Raw genomic sequence first — 24,758 nt, forward strand, 5'->3', positions numbered from 1 at the left:
GACGTTGCCAATGCTCACTGTCGCGGCACCCGCCCGGCGTTCTGGGCGCCGAAGGTGTGGCGCCGGGTCGACACGAATCTGACCACGTCCGCAATCCAGTCGCGGTCGGTGCGCAGGGTCATCACGGGCGCGCCGCAACTGCGCAGCGCCCCCTCGACCTGCTCCCGGTGCGCCTGTGCGGCGCGCGCGAAATCGGCACGGAGCGTGTGGGTCACGGTGAATTCACGGGTCCGGCCGGACTCCGGATCGTGCAGGACCACGTCCCCCACGTCCGGCAGCTCCAGATCCCGCGGATCCAGGACTTCGACACCCAGCAGATCGTGGCGGCCGGAAATGGCGCGCAGCGACCGCTGCCAGTCGATGTCCCCGAGGAAGTCCGAGATCACCACGGCCAGCCCGCGTTTGCGCTGCGGTCGGCGCAGGGCCTCGATGGCGACCTGCAGGTCGCCGCGCACGCCGTCGGGGGCGTGCGGGGTGGTCGCGATGGTGCGCAGCATGGACTGCGCGTGCACGCGGCCGCTGCGGGCCGGAATGCGGGTCAGCCGTTGGCCATTGGTGATCACCGCACCGATGCGATTGCCGCCGCCGCTGGTCAGATGCGTGATCGCGGCCGCCGCGGCGACCACGAGATCCCGCTTCTCACACAGCGCGGTACCGAAATCCAACGAGGCCGACAGGTCGATCACCAGCCAGGTCTCGAGCTCCCGGTCGGCGATCATCTGCCGCACGTGCGGATGGGTGGTGCGGGCGGTGACCGACCAATCCATCTGCCGCACATCGTCGCCCGGCTGATACATGCGGGCGTCGCCGGGATCGGAGCCGGGACCCGGGATCAGGCCCAGGTGGTCACCGTGCAGCACGCCGTCGAGGCGGCGGCGCACGGTGAGTTCGAGCGTCTTCAGCGCCGCCGTCAACCGCGGGTCGGTCAACTGCCCCTGCCGGAACGAGGGCGGGGCGTGCGTGGAGCCGCTGGGGGGTGAGATCGTCACGGGCGCAATCGATTCCGAGACCGGCCTCACTTACCCTGCGGCTGACCGGGAACGCCGGCCACCTGGCCGTTGGGCGGCTGCGGAATGCCCTGCTGCGGCGGCTGCGGGATACCACCCACCGGGGCCATGGACTGACCGCCGTGCGGGCCCATCGCCGGCGGCGCGGCCGGTGCGGGCATCGGGGCGGCGGGCGCGGCACCGGCGGGCACATTGGCCTGCGCGGCGACCTGCGGCAGGCCGACGGTCTGCAGCACGCGCTTGATCACATCGTCGGGGCTGACCTCGTCGGCGAGTGCGTCGTAGGACAGCACCAGGCGGTGGCGCAGCACATCCGGGATCACCTCGACCACGTCCTGCGGCACCACATAGTCGCGGCCGCGGATCAGCGCGACCGCGCGAGCGGCGGCGATGATGCCCAGCGAGGCACGCGGCGAGGCACCGTAGGAGATCCACCCGGCCACATCGTGCATGCCGAACTCGGCGGGCTTACGGGTCGCGGCGATCACCCGGACCACGTAGTCGACGAGCGCGTGGTGCACGAAGGTATTGGCGGCCACGGCCTGCAGCCGCACCAGCTCCTCCGGATCGAGCACCCGCTTGGCGGCCGGCGGGGTGACACCCATCCGGTAGATGATCTCGCGCTCCTCCTCGACGGAGGGGTAGTCCACCACGACCTTGAACAGGAAGCGGTCGCGCTGCGCCTCGGGCAGCGGGTACACACCCTCCGATTCGATCGGGTTCTGAGTCGCCATGACCAGGAACGGGTTCGGCATCGGGTAGGTCTTGCCACCGATGGATACGTGCCGTTCGGCCATCACCTCGAGCAACGCGGACTGCACCTTCGCGGGTGCACGGTTGATCTCGTCGGCAAGCACGAAGTTCGCGACCACCGGGCCCAACTCGGTATCGAATTCCTCGCGGCCCTGCCGGTAGATGCGGGTACCGACGAGGTCGGTGGGCACCAGGTCCGGCGTGAACTGGACGCGGGAGAAGCTACCGCCCACCACCGTCGCGAACGTTTCCACCGCCAGGGTCTTCGCGATACCCGGCACACCTTCCAGCAGGACGTGTCCCTTGGCGAGTACTCCGACCAACAGCCGCTCGACCAGGCGATCCTGACCGACGATCACCCGTTTGACTTCGTAGATCGCCTTTTCCAGGGTCTGGACATCGCGCTCGAGGGTGTTCGATGGCGAGGGCACATCCTTCACCGTGCTTACCCCGCTCACACCGTCAGTCGAAGTCACCAACATCCCCGCTTTCGCCTCGGTCCTTGTGCGTTCCGCCCCAACTATTCCAGGTATCTCGCGCAATTGCCGCACCCGGTTGCGATCCGCGCGCGAATTTCGGCCGTGAAATGTGGCTTTCGGCTATTCCCTGGCCGTGGTAGAGCGTTCCAGCACGAGTTCGACGGCGTCGGCGACCGGGGTGTGACCGGCGGTGAGTTCGACGATGACGCGGTTGAGGGCGGGTCGGTGCAGGGCGACATCGATGAAGGCCGCGACGTCCGCGCGTGGGATGTCCCCGTATTCGATCGCGAGTCCGGCTGCGACCAGACCCTTTCCGGGTTCGTCGCGCAGTGTTCCGGGGCGCACGATCAGCCAGTCCAGACCGGTCGCGACGAGATAGGCGTCGGCGGTCTTCTTCACGCGCATGTAGTGCTCGAAACCCGGGCTGGTGTCGCGGTCACGACCCGCCTCGGGGAACACGGAAACCAGAATGAATCGGGCAATACCGGCAAAGCGGGCGGCATCGACGCACTTTTCCAGTCCCCTGCCATCGATCAGCGTCGTCTGGTCGATTCCGGTGCCGTGCGCGCCCGCCGAGAACACCACCGCGTCGTGGCCGTGAAATTTCGCGGCCAGCGCATCCACCGAATCCGCGATCAGGTCCCCCGACACCGGTGTCGCCCCGCTCGCGGCGATGACATCGGCCTGCGCCGGATTGCGATGCATCCCGCTGACCTCGTCGCCCCGGGCGGTCAACAGCCCCGACAGCGGCCGCCCGATCCCCCCGGCCGCACCGATCTGGAACACCTTCACGAGCGACTCCTCTCGTAGACTGGCACCGCGTCAAGCTTCGCACCCGTCACTCCCAGAAAGTTTCCGGGTTGGGGATCGGATCGGCGAATATGCTTCTAATCTTGCGAATGTCTCTGCCGCCGACCGTTTCTCCGCCGGTAGCGTTGTCGGTATCGGTCGACGGTGTCCGGTGATACGGGATGTGGTGTGCAGTGTGGGATTTCGAGGTTTCGCCCAGGCAATCGGTCGGCGAGACGGTGATGGAAGAACTTCAGCGGCGAGCGACCACCGACGAGGTGGCGCTGCGTGTCGGTGTCGTGGTCGAGAACAATGACGCGGTGCTGATGCTCGAGCACGAGGAACACCGCGAGGGGCGCAGTCCGCTGCACCTACCCGGCACGGTCGTGCGGGCCGGAGAATCGCTGGCCAGCGCGGTGGTCCGCGCGGTCCGCGAGGAGACCGGGCTGGCGGTGGTCGACATCGTGCGGCACCTGGGCAGCTTCGAATACCTCTCCGCGGCCGGGAAACCGGTCCGCCGAGAGCATTTCGCCGCCGAGGTGGCGAGCGCGGGACCGGTGCGGGTGACCAACTACGCCGACTACCGCTGGGTGCCGCTGACGGGCGAGCTGCCCGTCACCCAGTCGGTCCGCCGTATCCTCGAGGCTTACCAGGAGTAGTGCCGGTCTCGACCGGGAACGCGGAGGACGACATGCTCGAGATCGATACTCGCCCAGTGGTCCTCGATCAGTTCACGGTCGATGAAACCGGACGGCCCGGACAGCGGCCGCGGGGTGTGGTGTACCCGGTCGATGCCGATGAAGTGGTGACCGTGGTGCAGTGGGCGCGCGAGCATGCGACGCCGCTCATCGCGCGCGGGGCGGGCACCAGTCTGGAGGGGCATCTGCTGGCTCGCGGGGACGAGTTGGTCGTGGATCTCTCGCAGGCCGACAAGATTCTCGCCATCTCGCCGGAGGACTTCACCGCCACCGTGCAGCCCGGGGTCACGCGGACCCGGTTGAACGCCGCGGCGGCCGAGTACGGGCTGCAGTTCACGGTGGATCCCGGAGCGGACGCCTCCCTGGGCGGGATGGCGGCCACCAATGCCAGTGGCACCACCACGGTGCGCTACGGCGGGATGCGGGCCAATGTGCTCGCGCTGCAAGCGGTGCTGGCCGATGGCACGGTGACCCGGTTCGGGCGCGCGGTGCGCAAGTCCTCTAGCGGGTACGACCTCAAGGATCTGCTGATCGGGTCGGCGGGCACGCTCGGGATCATCACCGAACTGACCGTACGGTTGCATCCGATTCCGGAATGGATTCACTCGCTGCGCATTTCGTTCCCCACGGTGACCGACGCAGTTGATACGGCCGTCGACATGCTGGGGTTGGCGCTGCCGGTGAGCCGCCTGGAGTTGGTGGACGCGCCGAGCATGGCGGCCATCAACGCCTTCCGCGGTACCGCCTACGCCGAGTCGCCCGCGCTGTTCGTGGATATCGAATCGAGTTCGGCGGCCGCCGTCACCGCCAACGAGAGCGAGATTCAGCGGATCGCGCACGGGCACAGTGCGATCGAGGTGTCGACGGCACGGACGCACGGGGATCGGCATGCGCTGTGGGAGGACCGGCACAATCTGTACTTCGCGGTCAAGGCGAGCAATCCCGGCTGCCGGTTCCTGATCACCGATACCGCGGTGCCGTACTCGCGCATCGCCGGGGCGGTCGACACCGCGACTCGGCTCGGCACCGAACTGGGCTTGAACATCACCGTGGCCGGGCACATCGGCGATGGCAACGTGCACACCATCGTGCCCTACACCGATGCCGAATACGCTGCCGCGCAGGTGTTCTCGGACCTGGTAGTGCGACACGCACTGGAGGTGGGCGGCACCGCCACCGGCGAACACGGCATCGGCTTGACCAAGAAGAAGTATCTGCGCGAGGAACACGGGTCCGGCGTGGATGTCATGATCGCGGTCAAACGCGCCCTCGACCCGCTGGGCCTGTTCAACCCCGGCAAGGTTCTCGACGTCACCGAGGACGCCACCCGTTCCTGACGCGCTCGGACATTGCGCAAGAACGGTCAAGCAGTTCGGGTCCGGGGCGTAGCAGACTCGTCAGCGTGACGACCGGACGTGACCGCCTGCGCGATTTCCTCGATGCCGTCCTCGACGAGGACAACGCCACCCTCGACGCGATGGCGCAGGGCGTGCACTCCTCCCCGTTCCACTTCGCCCGGCAGTTCTCCCGCGGCACCGGGGAGTCACCGGTCGCCATGCGGCGGCGGGTGCTGCTGGAACGGGCGGCGTGGCAGGTGAGCCGCGGGACACCCGTCACCGAGGCGGCGTTCGCGGCCGGGTACGACTCGCTCGAAGGGTTCACCCGCGCCTTCGGACGGGCCTACGGGCATCCGCCCAGCCGCACCCCCGCCGACACACGCTCGACGTGGCTACCGGCGGCAAACGGCATCCACTTCCACCCGCCGATGGCGTTGTGGGTGCAGAGCGAACCGAAGGACAGGCACGACATGGACCCGACATCCCTACTGCTGCACCACGATCTGGAAGACACGCGTGAGCTGCTGAGGTTCGCGGCCGAGATCGACGAGGACCGCTATCGACTGCCGCGCGAATCGCACACGGTTTTGGCGTGGGACGGGCCGGACGACTCCATCGCGGCGGCGCTGCATCACGTGGTGTGGTCCAAGGAGATCTGGCTGGCCTGCATCGGCGGCAACGACACACCCGCGCCACACGGCGACGATCCGGCCACGCTGCTGCGGCAGCTCGACGAGCTGACCCCGCGCTGGCTGGGCGCCATCCGGGAGATCGACCGGCGCGGCGGATGGGGCGACACGCTCATCGACGCCCTGTGCGAGCCGCCCGAGAGCTTCGTGCTCGGCAGCGTGATCGCCCACGTACTCACCTTCTCGGCGCACCGGCGACAGCTGGCGCGAGGCTGGCTGCGCACCGAATTATCCGACCGCACAACGGAAATCGACAGCGGAGATCCCATTCTGTGGCTCCGCAAGAGAGGCTGACCCATGACCCGCACCGTGTACTACACCGGCTCTTCCCTCGACGGGTTCATCGCCACCACCGATCATTCGCTGGACTGGCTGGTGACCCGCGACAACGATGCCGACGGGCCGATGGGCTACAACCCGTTCATCGCGACCATCGGCGCGCTCGCCATGGGCGCGAGCACCTACCAGTGGCTGCTCGACAACGCCCCCGAAGACCCGTGGCCCTACAGCCTTCCCGCCTGGGTGTTCACGCACCGCGTCTTCCCCGCCCGCACCGACGGCGCGGATATCCGCTTCATCCAGGACCCGGTGGAGGTCGTGCACAAGCAGATGACGGAAGCGGCCGCGGACAAGGACATCTGGATCGTCGGCGGCGGTGACCTGGCCGGACAGTTCGCCGATCAAGGACTGCTGGACGAGGTGGTGGTGTCCATTGCACCGGTCACCCTCGGCTCGGGTGCGCCGCTACTCCCCCGGCGACTGGAACTGAAGCTCACCGAACTCGCGCCCAACGGTGAATTCGCCGCCGCCCGTTACGAAGTCGTCCGCGGCTAGCCTGCCGAACAGTCACCGGTCGTGCTGACCGGCCCGGTCCAGATACGACATGGCATGGGCCGCAATGTGATCGCGTAACCGCTGCACCGCCGGGGTCGGGCGATGGTTGCCCGCGACCAGGCCGATGCTGCGGTCACGGTCGCCGGTCAGGGCGACCCGGGTCAAGCCCGGATACGGCAGTTCGGGCGCCGGCAGGACCGCAATGCCGAGATTCTGGGCGACCAGGGCACGCAGGGTGTCGAATTCGGTGATCTCGACGCCGACGTGCGGGGTGAATCCGGCTGCGGCGCACCAGGAGTCGAAGACTCTGCGCAGGTGGTAGGTGGGCGGATTGGCGATGAAGGCTTCGTCGGCCAGTTCTGCCAGCTCGATCTCGGCCCGCCCGGCGAGACGGTGGCGTGCGGAGACGTACACGTCGATGCGTTGGAACCCCAGGATGATGGTCGGCAGATCGTCGGGGGCCGGGATGGTGACGGCGAGATCGAGGCGGCCGTCGCGCACCATGTCGACCAGCGCGGTGCCGTGCGCCTGCACCAGGTGCAGCCGGATTCCGGGTGCGCCCGCGTGGAAGTCGGCCAGCAGCGACGGGATGCTGACCGGACCCAGGGTGAACGGGAATCCGAAGCGCACCAGGCCACTGTCGGGATCATGTCCGCCACGCTGGGTGCGATGATCGCTGCGCTGCAACCGGATTGGTCGATGGCGCTGCTGGAGCGACTCGACCGGGTCGCCGCCGAGAGTTCCGCGCCGTGGCACAACGCGGGGACCGGGCATTCGGGGTATTGCGAGCTCAACTACATGCCGGATGCGGGCGAGCCGGGGAAGGCTGCCGAGATCGCCGCGATGTTCGCGTTGTCGCGGCAGTTCTGGGCCGGGCTCACCGAGCGCGGTGCGCTGACCGATACGGCCTTCGCGACGCCGACGCCGCACATGGATGTGGTGTTCGGCGAGCAGGATGTCGCCTACCTGCGGCAGCGGTTCGAGACCTTGCGCCGGTTGCCCGCGTTCGCGGCGATGGAGTACAGCGAGGATCGGGCGGTCATCGCGGGCTGGGCTCCCTTGCTCATGGACGGGCGCGACTCCGCCGAGCCCGTGGCGGCGACCCGGTACGAGGCGGGCACCGATGTCGACTTCGGTGCGCTCACAGAGTCCTTGGTGGATGCGATGACCGTGAGCGGCGCGCAGGTGCGCACGGGCCACGAGGTGACGCGGCTGCGGCGCGGCGACGACGGGATCTGGACGGTCTCCGGGCGTGATCGAAACACCGGGCAGCGCTTCGTTATTCGCGCGCGGTTCGTTTTCGTCGGGGCGGGCGGGTACGCGTTGCGGCTGCTACAGCGGGCGGGGATCCCTGAGGTGCGCGGCTACGGGGTGCTGCCGGTGGGCGCGCAGTTCCTGCGCACCGACAATCCGGAGGTGGTGGCGCGGCACGATGTGAAGGTCTACAGCCAGGCCCCGGTCGGCGCTCCGCCGATGTCGGTGCCGCACTTGGACAAGCGCGTCGTCGACGGGCAGGAATCGGTGCTGTTCGGCCCCTACGCCACGTTCAGTACCCGGCTGCTCAAGCACGGGCGGCTCACCGACCTGTTCACCACGCTGCGGTGGACGAATATTCTGGTTCTGGTGGCGGCGGGTCTGCAGAATCTGGCGCTGGTGCGCTACCTAATCGGTGAACTGCTCGCCACTCGGCGACGCAAATTCGCTCAGCTGCAACGCTTCTACCCCGACGCCGACCCAGCCGACTGGTACCTGGTGCCCGCCGGGCAGCGTGCTCAACTCGTCAAACCCGACCCCGACCACATCGGTGTGCTGACCATGGGCACCGAGCTCGTCACCGGCGCCGACGGCACCATCGCTGGCTTGCTCGGTGCCTCCCCCGGCGCGTCCACGGCACCCGCCATCATGGCCGAACTGTTGGATCGCTGCTTCCCGCAACAGATTTCGGAGTGGGAGCCGACGCTACGGCGGCTGATGCCGGACTTCCCCGCGGTACTCGCGGGATAGTCCGGCTGTGTCCGGCTCAGAGCACGCTGCGGAACAGTGCCGCGGCTGCGTCGGCGGCGGGTTCGATCAGGCGGGGATCGTCGTAGAAGTCGATCTGCCCGACCGAGTCCAGCCACAGCTCCGACTTCGGGGAGCCCACCGCGGCATAGAACTTGCGGGCCCACGGCGGCACCAGGGCGTGCTCGGAGTGCACGAGCAGGAACGGGATGCTCAGGCGCGCGGCCGCGGACTGAGCATCGAAACCGGCCGTGTGCTCGAAGGATTCGACGGCGAATCCGTTCGTGTAGTTGGGCACCGCGCCCCGCGAGGTGCCGTAGTACTCGAACGCCTCGGTCAACGGCATGGCCACATCACCGTTGTCGGCGGCCACCGCCGGGATGGTTTCCACCTCCCCGGTGGCCAGGCGGCGTTCGCGGGCCAGGCGTCCCCGCTCGATCGCCGCCGGATCCGCCGGGGAGGTAGCCGCATCCGGATAGACCCCGGCAACACCGGCAAAGGCTCGAATGCGTGGATCGTCGGCAACCGCACGGGCCATGTACCCACCGCCCGCGCACACACCGACCGCGAACACCGGCTTCCCGGCCAGCCGCGCATCGGCCTGCAACGCCGTGACAGCCGCACTGATGTCGGCGGCCTTCCCCAGCGGATTCTCCAACTGCCGTGGCACCCCCTCGCTTTCACCGAAGGTCCGGTGATCGAAGGCCAGCGCCGCGAACCCCCGCCGCGCCAACGCCTCCGCATACACCCCCGCCGCCTGCTCCTTGACCGAGGTCAAGGGCCCGGTCGTCACCACCGCACCCAGCGGTTCACCCTCCGGCAGATACAGATTGCCCACCAGCCGGTCCCCCGCACTGGTGAAACTGAACGGCACTGCGCTGACTGTCATCTCGTTCTCTCGTCTCGCTATCGTCCGATTACGGTGAACATGACGGTAGGCGCGCACCGCCGCCACCGACAGAAGGCACTTCGCGGTGCCCTTCCGAACGGAGGCGAGATGTCCCTGGTCATCCCGGACGTCCTCGAGGAATCCTGCGCGACCCGCCAAGCCCTGGAACGCCTGGCCGCCAAGTGGCGCATCCTCCTCATCTACGCCCTCCTCGACGGCCCCCAACGCCCCGCCCGCCTACGCCACCGCCTCCCCGGCATCACCCAAAAGGTCCTCACAGAAACCTTGCGCGGCATGGAATCCGACGGCCTCCTCGAACGCCACGTCTACAAACAAACCGCCCCCCAACACGTCGAATACTCCCTCACCGAACTCGGCAAGTCCCTGGAGACCCCACTGGCAGCCATCTGCGCCTGGGCCATCGACCATCCGCGCTGACCTCGACTCACGACGGATAGTGAGCCAAGGCGTTCTTCCTAACGGATCGGCAAGTTGAGTGGGCCCGGAGACCACAGGCCGGAGCGCTGGACGGTAGTGGTGTCGATCTGCGCCGGAGTGGCGGAGCCGACGTAGGGCGTGAGTGCGAGCAGGTCACCCCAATTGCGTTTCCAGTCGTCGCGGAGGTACGTCGGGATCGCCTGTGTGGCGGTCAGGAGGTCGGTGTAGCCCAGCGGGCCACCCGAGGTGTGGCTCTCCCAGTTCGTGGTCATGATGGTGGCCGAGAACTCCGGGGTGATGCGGTATTTCGGAAGGTCGGCGACACCGTTGCGGTGCGGCATGGGCTGCTGGCACGGGAACTGCAGGCCGACGAGCCAGTCCATCAGGACCGGGGTGGAGTGGCCCACGAAGGCGTCGAGGGTGTGCAGGCGCGGGACGCGGGGCGGGGTGAGGGCCACCCATTGCTGGGGGTCGGTGCTGTCGACCGAGGCGACGATGCGGACGACATTCGCTTGGGCCGGAAGCCGATTCAGGGGAATGCGGAGGTTGCGCCACGAGGGCTGCAGGACGCTCACATCGTCGGGGGTGATGCGGCCCAGCGGGGTGATGGCGTCGGCGTCGGTGACACCGTATTCGAGTTGCACGGATTGGCCCGCCACGGGCAGGTTGTCCAGGTCGGTGGAGGCGATGCGGCCCGCGGCGGCGACGGAAATGATCTCGCTGCGACCCACTCCGGTCGACGCAGCGGGCAGGCGGTACCAGGCGGAGATCAATGTCTTGGCGGCACCGGGACTTCCGTAGCTGCCCAGTATCGGCGTGGTGGCTGGGTCCAGGCCGAACGGCAGCGGGATGGTGCTGCCGTTGATGCCGGTGCGGGGGCCTGCGCCGGGACCGCTCACACTGTCGGTAGCGGACTTCGTCGTCGTGCCGGAGCTGCCCAGCGACTGGCCGACCGATGCGGCCGCGGCATCGGAGGAGTCGGGGACCAGGTCGTTGAGGTTGACGCCGTCGGCTGTGAAGCCGTCGCTGGATCCGGCTCCCAACGAGGTGGACGTGTCACCCGAAACCGGCTGCAGGATACCGGTGTTCGGATCCGGCTCGACCAGGACATCGTCGGCCAGTCCGCACGGCTTTCCGACCAGAGACGAGAAGTTCGACTTCGCGATCGAATAGGCCGGGTATCGGTCGACGGCGGCCTTCACGAACGAGGCCACCTCGACGACCACGACCAGCGCCACGGCGAGCGTGAAAATCGGGATCCGCCTGCGCGGTGCGTGCTCGGTACGGCGGAACGGTGCGCGCACATGCCACCAGCCCGCGACCACGACGGCCAGCAGCGAGAGCGCGAGAAACACGGTGCCGATGGAGATTCCGTGGATCGAAATCGGCTTGTCCCACCACGGGATCCCGTAGCTCGCCACATACCACCAGCTGTTGGAGCTGGCGAACGACATCGCCAGTAGGGCGAGCACGGCGGCGGCCACCAGGGCGCGGTTGCGCGCCGACCGGATGACGCGCGGGCCGACCGCGACGCCCGCGACCACGGCGACGGCTCCGGCGAGTCCCGCGAAGACACCCAGGTGATGGGTGAACTTGGTGGGCGAGAACGTCATCAGTGGAATCGCGGCCATCGTGGTGCCCACGATCCGCCGGGTCGGGCCCGCCGCGAGCCCCGGAATCCGGCCGCCGTGGCGCAGCAGTGCCAGTACCGCCACGCTCAGTGCCAGCAACAGGGCGAGCATCGCGAATCGGCGGGCCAGCGACCCGTCGGGGATCGGCTGGAAAAGGTTCTCGTACACGAGATACTCGTCGTACCACGGCATTTTCGGGCCGACCGCCTGGTGGGCCGCGAGCATCGGCGCGACCGAGGAGATCGGCTGGCCGACGAATACGACGGTCAGGATCACCGCGCCCGTCGCCAACGCGGGCGCGATCACTGCGAAATAGCCGGTGCTGCGGGCACGCTCGACGACGATCTGCGCCAGGGGGCGGGCCCCGGCCAACAGGGCGGCGATGCAGATCAGACCCGACGGGTTGGTGACGACCGCCAGCGCGGCCGGGAGCAAGGCGAGCACAGCGGGTGTCAATCGGCGGGTCGCCAGGGCGCGTTCCATCGACACCCAGGTCAGCAGAACCCCCAGGGCAACAGCCGGTTCCGGGCGCAGACCGTTGTCGTAGGGCAGCCAGAACGCCAGGAACAGCAGCCCGCCCGCCCAGATCGCGGCCCGCTCGGTCCGCGCGGCAATGCCCAGCCGGGGCATCACCTCACGGCTGATCAGCAGCCAGCACACGATCGCGATCAGCAGACCCGGCAGTCGCACCGCGATGCTCGCGGGCCAGAGCTGAGCCATGGCGCCGAACAGGTAGTCGTAAGGAATGCCGATCGGCGTCTCGGGTACACCGAAGTAGGCGAAGTAGTTGGCCAGATAGCCTGCGTGACCGGCGGTTCGGGCCATGCCGAGGATATAGCCGTCATCGGCGGTGCCCGCGCCGATGAAGTACCAGAGCACGAGGATGCCGATGATCACGCCGTCGACCGGGCGGGGCCGCCACCAGCGCCGGGGCAGGACTCGTCGATTGCGGCGGCCGTCGAGACCGTCGAGGCGGTGCAACGCCCACAGGGCCAGCGCCGTCGCCACCAACGCTCCGAGGATTGCCGCGAGCTTCCAGAGCGTCGGCGAGGTCGTGAACCGTGAATCGATCAGCACATCGGCACGCATGCCCGAACTGGCCGGATCCGTGAGATCGGTGAAGAGCCCGACCACCTGGGGACGGAAATCCCCTGGCACCGTGACCGGTTCGCCGATTCCGCCAGCCACAACGGTGTGGTCCACGTCGGACACGATCGACACCACACATCCCGGCGGCAGATCGGCGACCGGAGTGTCCAGCAGGGTTCGGTCCCGCAGCACCACCTGCAGTCGGCTCCCGCTCTGTTGCGGTGCGACAAGAACATTCAAGCCGTAGTGCCACGCCTGTCCGGAGCCCGGTGGCACCGTCGACACCACGTTCCCGCCGTGTGCACCGAGTCCGGTCGTTGCGGCACAAGGGATGTCGACGGTCACGCTCACCGGCGAATACGACACCAGCGGTAAGGTCACGCTGCTCGCGTTCGCCTGCGGCCATTGCACCGACGCCTGTTGCTGATTCACCGGCAGGATCGGCACCAGCACCGCGAGGAACGCACCGATCAGCCCGGCCACCACCGCGATTCGACGCCACCACCGGGCACCGTCGACCGCGGGGTCCTGCGAGACACGAACGGGGACACGCTCCAGGCTACGAGTCACCGTGCAAGATCTAGTTGAAACACTTGTTACAGTCAAGGGGTGACAGTCCGGGCCGACTCCGCCAAGCGCGAGGCGCTGCTGGATCAGGCCTGCGAAATCCTCTCCCGCAGTGGCGTTGTCGATACCTCACTGCGCTCCCTCGCCACCCGGATGGGTACCAGCGGCCGCATGCTCATCTACTACTTCGGCTCGAAGGAACAACTGATCCTCGATGTCCTGACCCACATGCAACGCCGCTTCGCCCCCGACCCCGAGATCTCGTCCTCGCTCGCCGATCTGCGCGCCTACCTCCTCGCCGACTGGTCAGCGATCACCCGCGGCGAACGCCGGATCGGCGTCCGAATCCTGCTGCAGGTCTTCGGTGCTTCCTGCGCCCAGGACAGCCCCTACGCCGCCTACACCAGCGAGACCCTCGCCACCCTGATCCGCAATTTCGAAGCCCGCCTGCTGGCCGTGGGCATGCCCCCCGCCACCGCCGCTACCCGAGCGGCCCTCGGCCTCAGCGCCCTGCAAGGCTTCCTGATCCGCTACTTCACAGCCGAAGACCCCACTCGCATCGACGACGAATTCATCCGCCTCATCGACGACGTCCTGTTGGCTCCGTTCTAGGACAACCCCGTTAGTGGAGGACCAAACCGCCATCGGCTATGAGGGTTTGGCCGGTGAGGGCGGCGGCTTCGTCGCGGGCGAGCATGGCCACTACGGCTGCGGTGTCGTCGGGGGTCAGCGGTCTGGGGAGGGGTTGATGGGCGGCTACGTCGGCGAATTCGGTGGCGGGGACGACCGTGGTGGCGGGCGTTCGGGTGAGGCCCGGGGCGACGGCCATCGCTGCGATGCCGTCGGGGCCGAGGCCCACCGCCATGGTTCGCATCATGCCGATCAGGGCGCCTTTGGAGGCCACGTACGCGATTTGGTGGCCGCCGGCGGGGCGCCAGAAAGTGTTGGAGACGACGAAGATGAGGCGGCCGAAGCCGCGCTCGCGCATGCCGGGCACGAAGGCCTGGGTCAGCAGTAGCGCGGATTCGACATTGACGGCCTGGACTTGATGCCAGGTGTCGAGGTCGAATTCGTCGATGGGCGTGAACGCGACCATGGCGGCGGCGTGGACGAGGACATCGACGCGGCCGTAGTCGGCCAGGACTTCTCGCGCCGCGTGCCGTACCGCCTCGGCGTCGGCGAGGTCGACCTTGACGTCACCCTCGAGCCCGAGCACGACGACGGTGTGATCGGCGGCGAGGCGTTCGACGATCGCTCCGCCGATCGCCCCTGCTCCCCCGGTGACGACCGCGACCCGGCTACTGCTGACTGACATTTCGTGCTCCTGCGATCCGTCGGATCTAGCCGAAGGCGACGCCCTCGAGGGCCTGACCGAAGGCGAGCGGGTTCCAGTACTCGCGGTAGTTGGTGATGCTGCCGTCGCGAACGGTGACGACGGTGGCGTAGGCCATGTCGTACTTGTTGCCGTTGGGGATGACCTGGCCCCGGACGCTCCACTCGGCGATGACGGTGTCGGGCCGGTCGGTCGTATAGACGGTGACCGAGTCGATCTCGTGGATGTCGATGATCTGCGGGTAGTACCGCAGGTATTCGAAGATCGCCTCACGGCCGTCGAGTCGTGACGGCAGCGTGTCGGGCGAGAAGGGGAACTCGACCACGACGTCCTCGGCGCACAGGTCCGCCCAGGCCCGCATGTCCTTGGCGAGGAAGGCGTCGAGGCTGCGCTGGAAGACGGCCGCGGGGGTGTTGTCGCTCATCGCGTATTCCGTTCGGGTTGCGGGGTTTTCAGAAGCCGTAGGCGGGCAGGATGGCGCCGGAGACCGGGGCGCCCACGTCCGTCACCAGGTTCACCAGCTGGTCGGCGATCTGCTCGGGCTTCGTCGCGTGATCGAGCATCTCCGCGGGCAGGAAGGTCCGGTTCACGGCGTTGTCGATGAGTTGCGGCGCAACGGCGTTCACGCGGATCCCGGAGGCCCGCAGCTCGTGGTTCAACACCACGACGAGGTGGTTGAGCGCGGCCTTGCTGAGGCTGTAGGCCGCGATACCCGCCTCGGCATCGGTGCCGAACCGTGACGAGACGAACGCGATCGACCCGCCACCCCCCGACTGCATGTGCGGCACGACCGCCTGCGTCAACCACAGTGCGGGACCGACGTTCACCTCCATCTGATGACGGAAGTCGTCGGGCGTGGTGGACAGCGCGTCGCCCGTGCCGTACGTGCCGATCGTGTTGACCAGCACCGAAGGCGCACCGACCGCCGCCACCGTATCCGCCACGATCCGTTGCGCCCCTTCGGGATCCGTCGCGTCCCCGACGATCCGCGTCACCCCGGCCGGAAGCTGTTCCAGCCCTTCGGGCTTCCGATCGGCTCCGGCCACGGTGTAGCCCAGGGCCACCAGCATCTCCGCCACGGAACGGCCCAGCGGCCCCCCGCCGACTACCAATGCCACGTGCTGCTCGGTCATCACATGCTCCTTGTCGCCGGGCGGACACCTCCCGTGTCCGCTGCCTGATTCGAGGCTAGAACACGTTGCTTGCCCAAGCAAGTACTTTTCGATAGTCTTCCGGCATGCCCCGCCCTCACGGCCATCGCCGAATCACCCGACCGTTAGACTTCGCCCGTGCCGCAGCCTGAACCACTGAACCCCGACGAGGACCTGGTCTGGCGCAACCTGATGCGGGTGTGCAGCATCCTCCCCCGCGAGCTGCACGCCGACATGAGCCGCGCGGCAGGTCTGCTCGTCAACGAGTACATGACCCTGATGGCCTTGTCCGAAGCGCCCGACCGGCGACTACGCATGGCCGCGCTGTCCCGCGAGGCAGGGGTCTCCCCCAGCCGCATGACACGGGTGATCGACGGATTGCAAGCGCGCGGACTGGTTTCGAAGGAGACCAGCAGCGCCGACGCGCGCGGCAACGAGGCCGTCCTGACCGATGCGGGATTCACCAAGGTGCGCGAGGCCTGGCCGACTCACCTGCGCAGTGTTCGCGCCCGCGCGTTCGACCGCATCGACCCCCGCGATCTCGAGGCCATGGGACGCGGACTCAGCGCTATCGCCGAAGGACTCGCCGGTAGCGCTGATCTCTGAGTGCCGCGTCAGGGATGAACGTCCATGCGGTAGCCGAGGTCCAGGCGCATGGATTCGAGAATGGCCATCGTATTACTGAAGGTGAAGACGTCGGCCGCCCCGAGGGTGTCCACGTACTTCTCGGCGACCCGGGTGGCGGCCACCTCGGATACGGCGTACAGCCATTCCTTCACGCCCGCCCAGACATTCTCGCCGTATTTCGCGAAGAAGGGCGTCGGATCCATCTCCGCCAGTGAGTTTTTCGCCTCGTCGACGATGTCGGCGATATAGCGGTGGTGGATGCCGAGGTCCTCCCGGGTCCCCAACCTGCCGAGGTGACCGGTGATCATCGTCTTCCACTCGTATCCGAATGCGAGGTCCGGCGCGGCGATATAGCCCGGAATATCCTCGCTGATATTGATGCCGTAGAACGGCACCCACCCGGGCATGTTGATGTCGACGAGCATCAAGGCGTCATGGTCCGGGAAGTGGATGAACGAGTTGTCCGGCGTGTGATTGCCGCCGTGCCAGGACAATTCGAAGCGCTCTCCCCCGATTTCCAGCATCCGGCGATCCTGGAAGGTCTCCTCGGGCGGGGGCTTCTTCGGATCGTTGTCACGCAGGAGCAGACGGCGCGTCTCTTCGTGCCCGATCCGGGTGATGTCGTTGCCGAAGATCGAGGATCCGCCCGCGTGATCGGAATGATGATGGGTGTACACGAGATGGGTGATCTCGCGCGGGGTTCCGATAGCGCTGGTGACCTCGTCGACCGCCCGTCGGATGTTGTGCCCGAGCGACGGCGGCGCGTCGAAGAGCACGACCCCGTCGCGAGTCGCCAGGAACGCGGACTGATAGTCGCCGTCGGTGATCCAGTACAGATTCCGCTCGATCAAGCCGACGTGGTAACCCTGTTCATTGACCGCCGGTCCGAACGCGGAGCGCGGGACGGCGGCATAGTCGGGAAGCTTCATGTGCGCGCCTTTCAGGGGTGGATCTGGGAACCGACGCCCTTGTCCAGGCGCAGCGACTGCATGATCATGAATGTGGTTGTGTAGGTGAGCGGTTCGATATCCGCCGCGGCGAGCACGCCGGTGTACTTCGACACCACGGACTCGCTCGCCGTGCGCGTCACCTCTTCCAGATAGCCGTTCACCCAACCCCAATGGTTCGGCGGATACTTCGCCAGATACGGCGTCGGATCGACGGATTCCAGCGCCTGGTAGGAGGCGGCGACGATATCGGCGATATAGGCCTGGTGGAGTTCGACATCCGCCCGGGTGCCGAGGCGACCCAGATGCCCGCCGATCAGCTTGGTCCACGAGTATTCGAGCGCCTGGCCGGGTGCATCGATGTACCCCGGCATGTCCTCGCTCAGGTTCGAGTTGAAGATCGGCACCCAGCCCGGGTTGATCACGTCGACGAGCATCAACGCGTCGTGATCCGGGAAATGGATGAAGATGTTGTCGGGCGTGTGGTTCGGGCCGCGGAAGGCGAGCTCGACGCGCTCCCCGCCGACCTCGAGGGTGTAGGCGTCGCTGAAGGTGACCTCGGGCGCGGGCCGGGTCGGATCGTCGTCCCTGAGCAGTCGGCGGCGGGTCTCCTCGTGGCCGATCAGGATCGCGTCCGGAAACAGGCTCGCGGCACCCGCATGGTCGGCGTGGTGATGCGAATAAACAAGGTGCGTAACCCGATTCGTGGTGCCCTCCCGCGCCGTGACCTCGTCGATCGCACGCCGCAGGTTATGCCCGATCGTCGGCGGCGCATCGAACACGACAACCCCGTCGGCCGTGGCCAGGAACGCCGACAGATACACACTGTCGGTGACCCAGAACAGGTTTCGCGCCACCCGCTCGACGTAATACCCCTGCTCGTTCACCGCGGGCCCGAGCGCAGACTCCGGAAGGGGTGCGTAATCCGGCAACCGAAGCGATTCGACGTGCTGGGACATGATGTCCTCCTTCACAACCGGCGCGATCAGCCCTCGCGCCAACCCCCTCCGACGCTAAACCCCTTTCCTTGCTTGCGCAAGCATTCATCGCGAGTCGGCCGCGTACCCCAGTGCGCAACAAGATCGACCGGTCACGGGTGGGCGGATGGTTCCATGCCGGCAGGCGAGCCCTGCCGCCGCGCTAGATTCCAGTGATGACCGATGATTTTCGGGCCGATCGCATCGGCAGCGCCCACCGCGGCGAGAACCCCACGGTCCTTCGCCGACTGGAATCCGGGTTCGCGATGATCGGTGAGACCCAATTCCTCCCCGGGTACTCGCTGCTGCTCACCGACGATCCGGCCGTGCACCGCCTCTCGGACCTGCCCCGAGGCAAACGCATCGCGTTCCTCACCGAAATGGACGCGCTGGCCGAGGCGGTCGAACGAGCGTGCCGCGCAACCGATTCCGCGTTCCGCCGCGTGAACCTGGAGATCCTAGGCAACTACGAGCCGTACCTGCACGCACACATCTGGCCCCGATTCGATTGGGAGCCCGCCGAATTCGTCCAGGGCCCGGTCTGGCTCTACCCCCGCGACAACTGGACCGACCCCCGACACACCCTGGGACCCCACCACGACACCCTCCGCCGCTTGATCACCGAGGAACTGGACCGCGCGATTCAGGCATCGAATCCTTGATGCGGATAACCGATTTCGGCCAAGTCTTGCTGCAGGGCGTCGAGGTCGATCTCAGGATTCAGCACGGCTGCCACCTCCGGTGTCAGCGGCCGCTGCGCGTACATGTGCTGAACGGCAGGCAGGCTCACCTCGGTCTCGTAATAATCCCGAGCCCATTCCAGGTAGCTTTCCGGCGTGCCCTCGACCAGCAAGTCGAACAACCCATTCCCGCCACTCTCAGCGGCCGACACACCCCAAACAGAGTCGAGCGGTTCACGCCAGAAACACACGGTCGCAAGGGGTGAACCATCGTGATCGGCGAACGCGGGCTCTCGAACCTGGGTAGCGAACACCCCCGGCACGGCATCCAATACCTGTGGTGCATTGGGCACTTCGTGGTCGAATCCCCGACCATAGACGCCCAGACCGGAGAACACGATGAACCAGTCGTTCCCGGACCCATCCCGCATCGACGCCATCTCCTCCCCCACACCCCACCTGGTGTTGAACGAGTAATAGCGAGAATCCCACTCCGGACTGAGCACCGCCTCGAGCATCGCCATCCCCCGGCAGCGCTGCCGAAGAGTCTCGATATCAGGCAGTCGCCGCAGCAATTCGTCCATAGCCGCCATCCAACACACTCCCACCGACAACCCCGGCGTGGCGGTACCTCAGACGGGGGTGTCGGCGTGGGTGAGGGTTTCCCAGAGGGTGAACATGTCGGCGCCGGCTGGGCGTTGTTGGAGGGTTAGGCGGGCGGTTTCGGGGAGGTCCATGCCCAGGCGGGTGTGGAGGGCGTTGTAGGCGACTTCGGTGACCGGGCCGAGGGAGCGGTCCAGGTGGCCGTTGCAGAGCCAGTCCGGGAGGGGTTCGCCCAGTTGGTATTTGGAGTGTAGTTCGAGGGCGGCTCGGAGGCGGTCGGCGATTTGGGGGTAGAGGTCGCGTTGTTGGATGCGGGTGGTTTCGGCGATGTGGGCGATGGCGGAGAGGCCGTAGCCGGTGTGGGCGAAGTCGCGGCAGGTTTCCTGGGTGAGGCCGTCGACGAGTGCTGTTTGGCCCCACCAGAATTTGGTGAGATCGGCGGGGGTGTGGGCGGTGGATCTGGGTTGCGGGCCGTCCGCGGTGAGGTAGATGTAGGCCGGAACTCGGTCGAGGTACATGGCTATCGCTTTGTCGTAGCTGTCGCGATCCTCGAGGAAGACCGCGATGCCGAGGGTCGCCTCGATCTGCGTGAGCTCCCAGTTCCCGTTCGAGCGCGATCCGATGATCACCTGCGGCAGATAGACAGTGCGCAGGAGATCCCCGAACCTGTCCGCCTGCGCCCAGTCACCGTAGGCGTACTTCACGATCTCGGCCGCCCGCGTCCACACCGACGCCGCCCACCCACTCTGCAACGTCGCATTGGACCCGGTGTGATCGGTCAACACAGCCGACCAGGCGTCCATGATCTCCACCGCTTTCCGCGCATACCGTGCGTCACCGGTCACGTACCAAACCAATGAATCGGTATACGCCGCGTCGGCGTCCCGCCGCTCATCACTGCACCCGTTGTTGGGCTCATCCCGCGGCCCGCAATCCACCACCGCCCGCGGCTTGACCACATGGTTCAGCGAGGCGAACTCATTGGCCAGCATGGCATCGTAAGCCGACTTCCACGGCTGCATCCCGGTAGCCACCCGAACCTTCATGAGATCCAACTGCGCTCGAGACACCAAAACACCCGGATGCACGAACAACTCGGGCGCAGCCGCCGCCCGAGGAGCCCGGAAACTATTCTGCGGCACCATAACCCAGCCCATCAGGCCACACACCCCGAGCACCGCCAGCATCGGCAACACGAATCGGGGATAGTACGCCATGACGAATCGCCTCACACCCGCAATCCTCATCGACGAACCCGATCCCGAGAAGCCCGAATTTCCTTGGGTTCGTCTTCAGCCGCGGTCGGCTGATCACGACGTGAATGGACCTGATCGTCAGCGGTGGTAGAGCACGATTGTGCCGGGGCGGTCCGGGAGGGCGGCGAGAGTTGGAACGTTGGTCGCCTCGATGTATTTGATCTGGCCGTTCGCGATCACGAAGCGCTCGGTGACGTCGTCGGTGGCAATGCGGGTACCGAGGATGCCGCCGTCGACGTTGTAGTGCGCGATGACGCCGTCGTCGGTGTCGGCGAAGGTGAGGTTGTAGATCCGCAGCACGGTCTGGGATTGGGTGCCGGTGTCCATATAGTTGGCCAGGTCGGGGCCGGAAAGTCCGGTCACGATGCCGTTTTCGACGCGGGTGCAATCCGGCGCGAAAGGCACGGTGTCGTCATCGCGACCAGGCAATGCCCGCAGGTAGGTCAAGGCGATGTCGCGTGCCGACGCCGCCGTCATATCCGGTGCGGCCGAGGCGATTCCAGTGGCGAACAATGCGGCGATGGCGGCCAGAGGAACCGAGGCAACAGCTTTCACCCGATGATCGTAAGGGTTGAAACGCGAGTGAGTCACCGATTCCCCATATCGTTGGCGATAATGGCGACGATATTGCGTTCGGCCAGCGCGGTCACCGTGACGAACGGATTCACGGTGGTCGAGCCGGGAATGAGTGAGCTGTCAATGACATACAGGCCCGGGTACGGGGTCAAACGCCCGTAATTGTCGGTCGACTCGTTCAGCACGCAGCCCCCCAACGGATGGTACGCGAATTCGTCGCCCCAGATTTTGCCGCCACCGAACAGGTCGGTGCGGTAGGTGGTGCCCGCGCTGGCATTGATCCGGTCGAGGATGCGCTTGGCCGCGTCGATGCTCGGCTGATTCCACGCGGTTTGCCAATCCAGGTCCACCCCGCCGGTGGCCGCGTTGAAGCTGAAGGTTCCGCGATTCGGGTTCTTGGTGATGGCCAGGTGCAAATTCGCGAAGGTTTCGATGCCGATGGGGAACGAGGTGATTTCGGCGAACGCGGGGCCCGCGGTGTCGTCCCAGTTGTCGATGCCGAGAGCGGTGATGGTGGACTGGTTGGCCCCGGTCGGATCGGTGAGTTGATTCTGCCTGGCGGCCATCACATTACCGTTGTTGCCCCAACCCGACCCCACCGAGTCCGGGAGGTCCGGCAACGCCCCGGTCGCCTTCTGCGTGACCAAGAGTTTGCTCGTACCGACACTGCCCGCGGCGAAGAAAACACGCTGTGCGACCACGTTTTTGGTGGCGATGACGTGGCCGTCGGTGCCGATCTGATCCATCCGAACGCTATAGCCGCCGGGCGCCGGGGCCACCCTGGTGACAGTGTGCAGGGGAACAACGGTCACCCGACCGGTCGCGGCAGCCTCGGCGAGGTAGGTCTTATCCAAACTCTGCTTGCCGAAGTTATTGCCGTACAACGATTCCCGGTTCAGTGCCGACAGCGGTACCGTGCCGGCCTGTTCCTGCTTCATATAGTCGAAGTCATACACGTTGGGCACGAACGTGGTCGAAAAACCCGCGCGCGCAGCCAGTTCCCGCCCGACCCGCGCGTACTGATAACACTGCGCGGTCTCGAACCATTCTTCGTCGATATGGTTCACCCGCAACATGGAGTTGGCGCGCGGATAGTACGTTCCATACATTTCGTCGGGGTTGACCGAGGGCAGGATATCGGGGAAGAACTCGCGTCGCGGTGTCACCGCCATTCCACCATTGACCAGCGAACCCCCACCCACGCCACGGCCCTGATACACCCGGATACCCCCGAAATGTTCAGCGGCGAGCACCCCGGTGTACCGCTCGACCGGCATATCGATGGGGATGCCGAGCAGGTGATCGGTCGGCTGATCGGTCATGGTCGACAACCACGACGACCGACCATCAGGGGGCAGGGTTCCAGAGAAGATCTTGCCGTCGGACCCTGGCGTATTCCAGGCCATACCCTGCTCGACGATCGTGACGGTGTGCCCAGCCTGCGCGAGCCGCAACGCCGCGACCGCACCCCCATACCCGGCCCCGATCACCAGAATCGGCACTGCCACACCGTCTTCCAGCTGCCCGATCGGCAACGCCGCCCGCGCCCGCGGCGCATCACCCAGCCGTACGACCCCACCAAGCCCCGCCAATAAACCAGCACCGACCAGAAACCCCCGACGCCCGATACCCTGACCCGAAGCTCCGGTAACCGCTGGTACACGCATTGCAAACCCTCTTAACACTGGACGAACCAGCGCAGTCTATGTGGACAAATGACCATTGGCGGCCTTTGGCCAAAACTGAGGTTCCCCAGCGACGTCGATCAGCTGCGCATCGTCCCAATCACACTGGTAGACAAGGCTCTTCTGCTACTTGCAGAGCGCTCAGGAGATGATGCGGATGGCGTAGGGCATGATGCCGTCTTCTCGGACGGTCGAGACGCGGACTACGTCGCCGGATTGGGGGGCTTCGATCATTTTGTCGTTGCCGAGGTAGAGGGCTACGTGTTGGCTGCCGCCGGGACCCCAGAAGAGCATGTCGCCGCGGGCTCGGTCGGAGACGGGGACTCGGGTGCCCATGGTGTATTGGTAGCCGGAGTAGTGCGGGAGGGACACGCCGACGCCGGCGAAGGCGTAGATCATCAGGCCGGAGCAGTCGAAGCCGGTCTTGTTGTAGTCGCCGTAGCGGTCGGCGGTGCCGCCGTCGCGGATGCCGAGGGTGGGGCCGTCCTCGTCGCCACCGCCCCAGGCGTATTCGACGCCGAGCTGGGCCATGGCGCGGTCGACGACGGTTTCGACGAGTTGGGAGCTGGAACCGTTGGGGCGCACGGGCTGGATGGATCGGCGCGGTGGCGGGGTGGTGTCCTGCACGACGTGCGGGCGATGGCCCTGGCCGACTTGCGCTGCGCGGTCGGCGGAGTCGCGATCGGCGGCCACGCGGGCGGCGGCGGCAACCGCGGCGGCGCGGGCGGCGGCCTCCTCGGACTTGCGGCGCTGATCCCAGGCCAGGTAAGCGTCACGCTGCCCCTGCAGTCCGGCCACGTTCGCACGGGCCGCGTCCAGCCGTTGCTGGGCCGAATCACGCTGGGAGACAAGGCCGTTGCGGAGCACGTTCTGCTGGTCGAGTTCGGCCTGGGCGGCGGTGACCGCGTTCTGGGCCTGGACCTTCTTGGCGTCGGCGTCGGCCGCGGCGGCATCGGCGGCCTGGCGGGCCTGCTTGGCGGTGGAGGTCTTGTTGGCCTGGTCGATCTGGGCGTGCCGCAGGCCGTCGACCACCTGCTGCTGGTTCTTGGACGCGATGGTCAGCACCTGGGCGCGATTGAGCGCGATCTCCGGGGTGGGCGCGGCCATATAGTTGATCAGCGAGGTGGAACCGGGCCGCATGTAGACCTGAGCCACATACTTGTCGAAGTCGCGGTGCGCCCCATCGACTTTCGTGCCCGCGTCGGTGAGGTCCGCCTGGCACTGGGTGACCGCGCGGGCCGCGGCGTCGGCGGCATCGCGGGCGACCTGCAGATCGACCAGCGCCTTGTTGACGGCTTCGCGGCGGGTGGCGACCGCGTCGTCGAGCTGCTGCAACTGCTGTTCGGCGGAGGCCACCTGATTGATCAGCGCACCCACCTCGCCGACGCCGGCATCGACCTGGGCGCCTGCCGAGTTGAGGTCACTGTCGCTGGGGTTCGGGGGTGGCGGGGGCACGGCGTGCCCGCTGGCAATCCCCATTGCCAGCACAATCAGCGCTACGAGCAACTCCGTAGCGACCCGCAGCCAGTGCCTGCGTGGCTTCGCCGATCGTCGCATCGCACCTCCCTGGAGTCCCATCCGGCACACCATCCCCAACCGTGCCATCGCGAAACCGTACGGCACGTCGAGGACGAGATCGTTCAGCCACGCCACAATCACACCGATGTAATTAGTGATTAGCTATGTATTCGCTGGTAGAGCGCGAAACACCCTGCGACACAT

Annotated in this window: 25 protein-coding genes; 9 read left to right on the top strand and 16 right to left on the bottom strand. The window is 66.8% G+C overall.

Annotated features, from left to right (window positions below; genetic code table 11):
• Positions 1 to 14 precede the first annotated feature (14 nt).
• The 3 genes from ACYVN4_RS07545 to ACYVN4_RS07555 all read right to left on the bottom strand — a co-directional run bounded on the left by ACYVN4_RS07545 (position 15) and on the right by ACYVN4_RS07555 (position 3,031).
• Complete coding sequence (locus tag ACYVN4_RS07545) at positions 15 to 989, bottom strand: DUF58 domain-containing protein (RefSeq protein ID WP_460718617.1); 975 nt, start codon at positions 987 to 989, stop codon at positions 15 to 17.
• A 26-nt stretch (positions 990 to 1,015) separates the two neighbouring features.
• Complete coding sequence (locus tag ACYVN4_RS07550) at positions 1,016 to 2,242, bottom strand: AAA family ATPase (RefSeq protein ID WP_460718619.1); 1,227 nt, start codon at positions 2,240 to 2,242, stop codon at positions 1,016 to 1,018.
• A 117-nt stretch (positions 2,243 to 2,359) separates the two neighbouring features.
• Positions 2,360 to 3,031, bottom strand: a complete 672-nt coding sequence (locus ACYVN4_RS07555) for an NAD(P)H-binding protein (protein ID WP_460718621.1) — start codon at positions 3,029 to 3,031, stop codon at positions 2,360 to 2,362.
• Positions 3,032 to 3,270: 239 nt separating this feature from the next.
• Between ACYVN4_RS07555 and ACYVN4_RS07560 the strand changes: the two genes are divergently transcribed.
• The 4 genes from ACYVN4_RS07560 (at position 3,271) to ACYVN4_RS07575 (ending at position 6,586) form a co-directional block, all read left to right on the top strand.
• The gene (locus ACYVN4_RS07560; protein WP_460718623.1) at positions 3,271 to 3,687 is read left to right on the top strand and encodes an NUDIX hydrolase; all 417 of its coding nucleotides are present in this window, start codon (positions 3,271 to 3,273) and stop codon (positions 3,685 to 3,687) included.
• A gap of 32 nt (positions 3,688 to 3,719) precedes the next feature.
• Positions 3,720 to 5,063 (top strand): FAD-binding oxidoreductase, encoded by a 1,344-nt coding sequence (locus ACYVN4_RS07565; protein WP_460718625.1) that lies wholly within the window; start codon positions 3,720 to 3,722, stop codon positions 5,061 to 5,063.
• A gap of 65 nt (positions 5,064 to 5,128) precedes the next feature.
• The gene (locus tag ACYVN4_RS07570) at positions 5,129 to 6,046 is read left to right on the top strand and encodes a helix-turn-helix domain-containing protein (RefSeq protein WP_460718627.1); all 918 of its coding nucleotides are present in this window, start codon (positions 5,129 to 5,131) and stop codon (positions 6,044 to 6,046) included.
• A gap of 3 nt (positions 6,047 to 6,049) precedes the next feature.
• Entirely contained in the window at positions 6,050 to 6,586 is a 537-nt protein-coding gene (locus tag ACYVN4_RS07575) for a dihydrofolate reductase family protein (RefSeq protein WP_460718629.1), read from the top strand.
• 12 nt (positions 6,587 to 6,598) lie between these two features.
• Here the strand turns inward: ACYVN4_RS07575 and ACYVN4_RS07580 are convergent, their stop codons facing one another.
• Positions 6,599 to 7,216, bottom strand: a complete 618-nt coding sequence (locus ACYVN4_RS07580; protein WP_460718631.1) for a LysR substrate-binding domain-containing protein — start codon at positions 7,214 to 7,216, stop codon at positions 6,599 to 6,601.
• Between the two features lie 18 nt (positions 7,217 to 7,234).
• Between ACYVN4_RS07580 and mqo the strand changes: the two genes are divergently transcribed.
• Positions 7,235 to 8,590, top strand: coding sequence for a malate dehydrogenase (quinone) (gene mqo, locus ACYVN4_RS07585; protein WP_460718633.1), 1,356 nt, complete (start codon positions 7,235 to 7,237; stop codon positions 8,588 to 8,590).
• A 16-nt stretch (positions 8,591 to 8,606) separates the two neighbouring features.
• Here mqo and ACYVN4_RS07590 read toward each other — a convergent pair whose 3' ends face one another.
• Positions 8,607 to 9,476, bottom strand: coding sequence for an alpha/beta hydrolase (locus tag ACYVN4_RS07590; protein ID WP_460718635.1), 870 nt, complete (start codon positions 9,474 to 9,476; stop codon positions 8,607 to 8,609).
• Between the two features lie 108 nt (positions 9,477 to 9,584).
• Between ACYVN4_RS07590 and ACYVN4_RS07595 the strand changes: the two genes are divergently transcribed.
• Positions 9,585 to 9,914 carry a winged helix-turn-helix transcriptional regulator gene (locus ACYVN4_RS07595; RefSeq protein ID WP_460718637.1) on the top strand — a complete coding sequence of 110 codons (330 nt, stop codon included), beginning with the start codon at positions 9,585 to 9,587 and terminating at the stop codon, positions 9,912 to 9,914.
• A gap of 38 nt (positions 9,915 to 9,952) precedes the next feature.
• Here ACYVN4_RS07595 and ACYVN4_RS07600 read toward each other — a convergent pair whose 3' ends face one another.
• Positions 9,953 to 13,204 carry an arabinosyltransferase domain-containing protein gene (locus ACYVN4_RS07600; RefSeq protein ID WP_460718639.1) on the bottom strand — a complete coding sequence of 1,084 codons (3,252 nt, stop codon included), beginning with the start codon at positions 13,202 to 13,204 and terminating at the stop codon, positions 9,953 to 9,955.
• A 39-nt stretch (positions 13,205 to 13,243) separates the two neighbouring features.
• On the opposite strand from ACYVN4_RS07600, the gene ACYVN4_RS07605 reads away from it, so the two are divergent.
• Positions 13,244 to 13,813 carry a TetR/AcrR family transcriptional regulator gene (locus ACYVN4_RS07605; RefSeq protein WP_460718641.1) on the top strand — a complete coding sequence of 190 codons (570 nt, stop codon included), beginning with the start codon at positions 13,244 to 13,246 and terminating at the stop codon, positions 13,811 to 13,813.
• Positions 13,814 to 13,823: 10 nt separating this feature from the next.
• On the opposite strand, the gene ACYVN4_RS07610 is transcribed toward ACYVN4_RS07605, so the two are convergent.
• From ACYVN4_RS07610 to ACYVN4_RS07620, 3 genes are read right to left on the bottom strand one after another with little or no spacing between them, the layout of a single operon-like run.
• Complete coding sequence (locus ACYVN4_RS07610; protein WP_460718643.1) at positions 13,824 to 14,516, bottom strand: SDR family NAD(P)-dependent oxidoreductase; 693 nt, start codon at positions 14,514 to 14,516, stop codon at positions 13,824 to 13,826.
• 25 nt (positions 14,517 to 14,541) lie between these two features.
• Positions 14,542 to 14,958 (bottom strand): nuclear transport factor 2 family protein, encoded by a 417-nt coding sequence (locus ACYVN4_RS07615; protein WP_460718645.1) that lies wholly within the window; start codon positions 14,956 to 14,958, stop codon positions 14,542 to 14,544.
• A gap of 28 nt (positions 14,959 to 14,986) precedes the next feature.
• On the bottom strand, positions 14,987 to 15,667 hold the full coding sequence (locus ACYVN4_RS07620) for an SDR family NAD(P)-dependent oxidoreductase (protein ID WP_460718647.1): 681 nt from the start codon (positions 15,665 to 15,667) through the stop codon (positions 14,987 to 14,989).
• Between the two features lie 156 nt (positions 15,668 to 15,823).
• Between ACYVN4_RS07620 and ACYVN4_RS07625 the strand changes: the two genes are divergently transcribed.
• A complete protein-coding gene (locus ACYVN4_RS07625) occupies positions 15,824 to 16,291 on the top strand; it encodes a MarR family winged helix-turn-helix transcriptional regulator (protein WP_460718649.1) in 468 nt (155 codons plus the stop codon).
• 8 nt (positions 16,292 to 16,299) lie between these two features.
• Here ACYVN4_RS07625 and ACYVN4_RS07630 read toward each other — a convergent pair whose 3' ends face one another.
• Both ACYVN4_RS07630 and ACYVN4_RS07635 read right to left on the bottom strand, forming a co-directional pair.
• Complete coding sequence (locus ACYVN4_RS07630) at positions 16,300 to 17,241, bottom strand: MBL fold metallo-hydrolase (RefSeq protein ID WP_460718651.1); 942 nt, start codon at positions 17,239 to 17,241, stop codon at positions 16,300 to 16,302.
• A gap of 11 nt (positions 17,242 to 17,252) precedes the next feature.
• Positions 17,253 to 18,218 (bottom strand): MBL fold metallo-hydrolase, encoded by a 966-nt coding sequence (locus tag ACYVN4_RS07635; protein WP_460718653.1) that lies wholly within the window; start codon positions 18,216 to 18,218, stop codon positions 17,253 to 17,255.
• Positions 18,219 to 18,412: 194 nt separating this feature from the next.
• Here ACYVN4_RS07635 and ACYVN4_RS07640 point away from each other — a divergent pair, with 194 nt between their 5' ends.
• A complete protein-coding gene (locus ACYVN4_RS07640; RefSeq protein ID WP_460718655.1) occupies positions 18,413 to 18,898 on the top strand; it encodes a diadenosine tetraphosphate hydrolase in 486 nt (161 codons plus the stop codon).
• On the opposite strand, the gene ACYVN4_RS07645 is transcribed toward ACYVN4_RS07640, so the two are convergent.
• The 5 genes from ACYVN4_RS07645 to ACYVN4_RS07665 form a co-directional block, all read right to left on the bottom strand.
• Complete coding sequence (locus tag ACYVN4_RS07645; RefSeq protein ID WP_460718657.1) at positions 18,880 to 19,500, bottom strand: hypothetical protein; 621 nt, start codon at positions 19,498 to 19,500, stop codon at positions 18,880 to 18,882. The two genes, ACYVN4_RS07640 and ACYVN4_RS07645, sit on opposite strands and share 19 nt — an antisense overlap.
• 48 nt (positions 19,501 to 19,548) lie before the next feature.
• Positions 19,549 to 20,736 (bottom strand): alginate lyase family protein, encoded by a 1,188-nt coding sequence (locus ACYVN4_RS07650; RefSeq protein ID WP_460718658.1) that lies wholly within the window; start codon positions 20,734 to 20,736, stop codon positions 19,549 to 19,551.
• A 117-nt stretch (positions 20,737 to 20,853) separates the two neighbouring features.
• Positions 20,854 to 21,330, bottom strand: coding sequence for a hypothetical protein (locus tag ACYVN4_RS07655; RefSeq protein ID WP_460718660.1), 477 nt, complete (start codon positions 21,328 to 21,330; stop codon positions 20,854 to 20,856).
• A 32-nt stretch (positions 21,331 to 21,362) separates the two neighbouring features.
• Positions 21,363 to 22,859 (bottom strand): FAD-dependent oxidoreductase, encoded by a 1,497-nt coding sequence (locus ACYVN4_RS07660; RefSeq protein ID WP_460718662.1) that lies wholly within the window; start codon positions 22,857 to 22,859, stop codon positions 21,363 to 21,365.
• A 318-nt stretch (positions 22,860 to 23,177) separates the two neighbouring features.
• Positions 23,178 to 24,593 carry an NlpC/P60 family protein gene (locus ACYVN4_RS07665; RefSeq protein WP_460718664.1) on the bottom strand — a complete coding sequence of 472 codons (1,416 nt, stop codon included), beginning with the start codon at positions 24,591 to 24,593 and terminating at the stop codon, positions 23,178 to 23,180.
• Positions 24,594 to 24,758: the final 165 nt, after the last annotated feature.

Source organism: Nocardia heshunensis (genome assembly GCF_054782115.1).

What these genes read in the sequence shown, in the direction of transcription:
- ACYVN4_RS07550 (WP_460718619.1), bottom strand. Translation starts at nt 2,242, where the DNA reads ATGTTGGTGACTTCGACTGACGGTGTGAGCGGGGTAAGCACGGTGAAG.
- ACYVN4_RS07560 (WP_460718623.1), top strand. Translation starts at nt 3,271, where the DNA reads ATGGAAGAACTTCAGCGGCGAGCGACCACCGACGAGGTGGCGCTGCGT.
- ACYVN4_RS07565 (WP_460718625.1), top strand. Translation starts at nt 3,720, where the DNA reads ATGCTCGAGATCGATACTCGCCCAGTGGTCCTCGATCAGTTCACGGTC.
- ACYVN4_RS07575 (WP_460718629.1), top strand. Translation starts at nt 6,050, where the DNA reads ATGACCCGCACCGTGTACTACACCGGCTCTTCCCTCGACGGGTTCATC.
- mqo (WP_460718633.1), top strand. Translation starts at nt 7,235, where the DNA reads ATGTCCGCCACGCTGGGTGCGATGATCGCTGCGCTGCAACCGGATTGG.
- ACYVN4_RS07590 (WP_460718635.1), bottom strand. Translation starts at nt 9,476, where the DNA reads ATGACAGTCAGCGCAGTGCCGTTCAGTTTCACCAGTGCGGGGGACCGG.
- ACYVN4_RS07595 (WP_460718637.1), top strand. Translation starts at nt 9,585, where the DNA reads ATGTCCCTGGTCATCCCGGACGTCCTCGAGGAATCCTGCGCGACCCGC.
- ACYVN4_RS07610 (WP_460718643.1), bottom strand. Translation starts at nt 14,516, where the DNA reads ATGTCAGTCAGCAGTAGCCGGGTCGCGGTCGTCACCGGGGGAGCAGGG.
- ACYVN4_RS07615 (WP_460718645.1), bottom strand. Translation starts at nt 14,958, where the DNA reads ATGAGCGACAACACCCCCGCGGCCGTCTTCCAGCGCAGCCTCGACGCC.
- ACYVN4_RS07620 (WP_460718647.1), bottom strand. Translation starts at nt 15,667, where the DNA reads ATGACCGAGCAGCACGTGGCATTGGTAGTCGGCGGGGGGCCGCTGGGC.
- ACYVN4_RS07630 (WP_460718651.1), bottom strand. Translation starts at nt 17,241, where the DNA reads ATGAAGCTTCCCGACTATGCCGCCGTCCCGCGCTCCGCGTTCGGACCG.
- ACYVN4_RS07635 (WP_460718653.1), bottom strand. Translation starts at nt 18,218, where the DNA reads ATGTCCCAGCACGTCGAATCGCTTCGGTTGCCGGATTACGCACCCCTT.
- ACYVN4_RS07640 (WP_460718655.1), top strand. Translation starts at nt 18,413, where the DNA reads ATGACCGATGATTTTCGGGCCGATCGCATCGGCAGCGCCCACCGCGGC.
- ACYVN4_RS07645 (WP_460718657.1), bottom strand. Translation starts at nt 19,500, where the DNA reads ATGGACGAATTGCTGCGGCGACTGCCTGATATCGAGACTCTTCGGCAG.
- ACYVN4_RS07650 (WP_460718658.1), bottom strand. Translation starts at nt 20,736, where the DNA reads ATGGCGTACTATCCCCGATTCGTGTTGCCGATGCTGGCGGTGCTCGGG.
- ACYVN4_RS07665 (WP_460718664.1), bottom strand. Translation starts at nt 24,593, where the DNA reads ATGCGACGATCGGCGAAGCCACGCAGGCACTGGCTGCGGGTCGCTACG.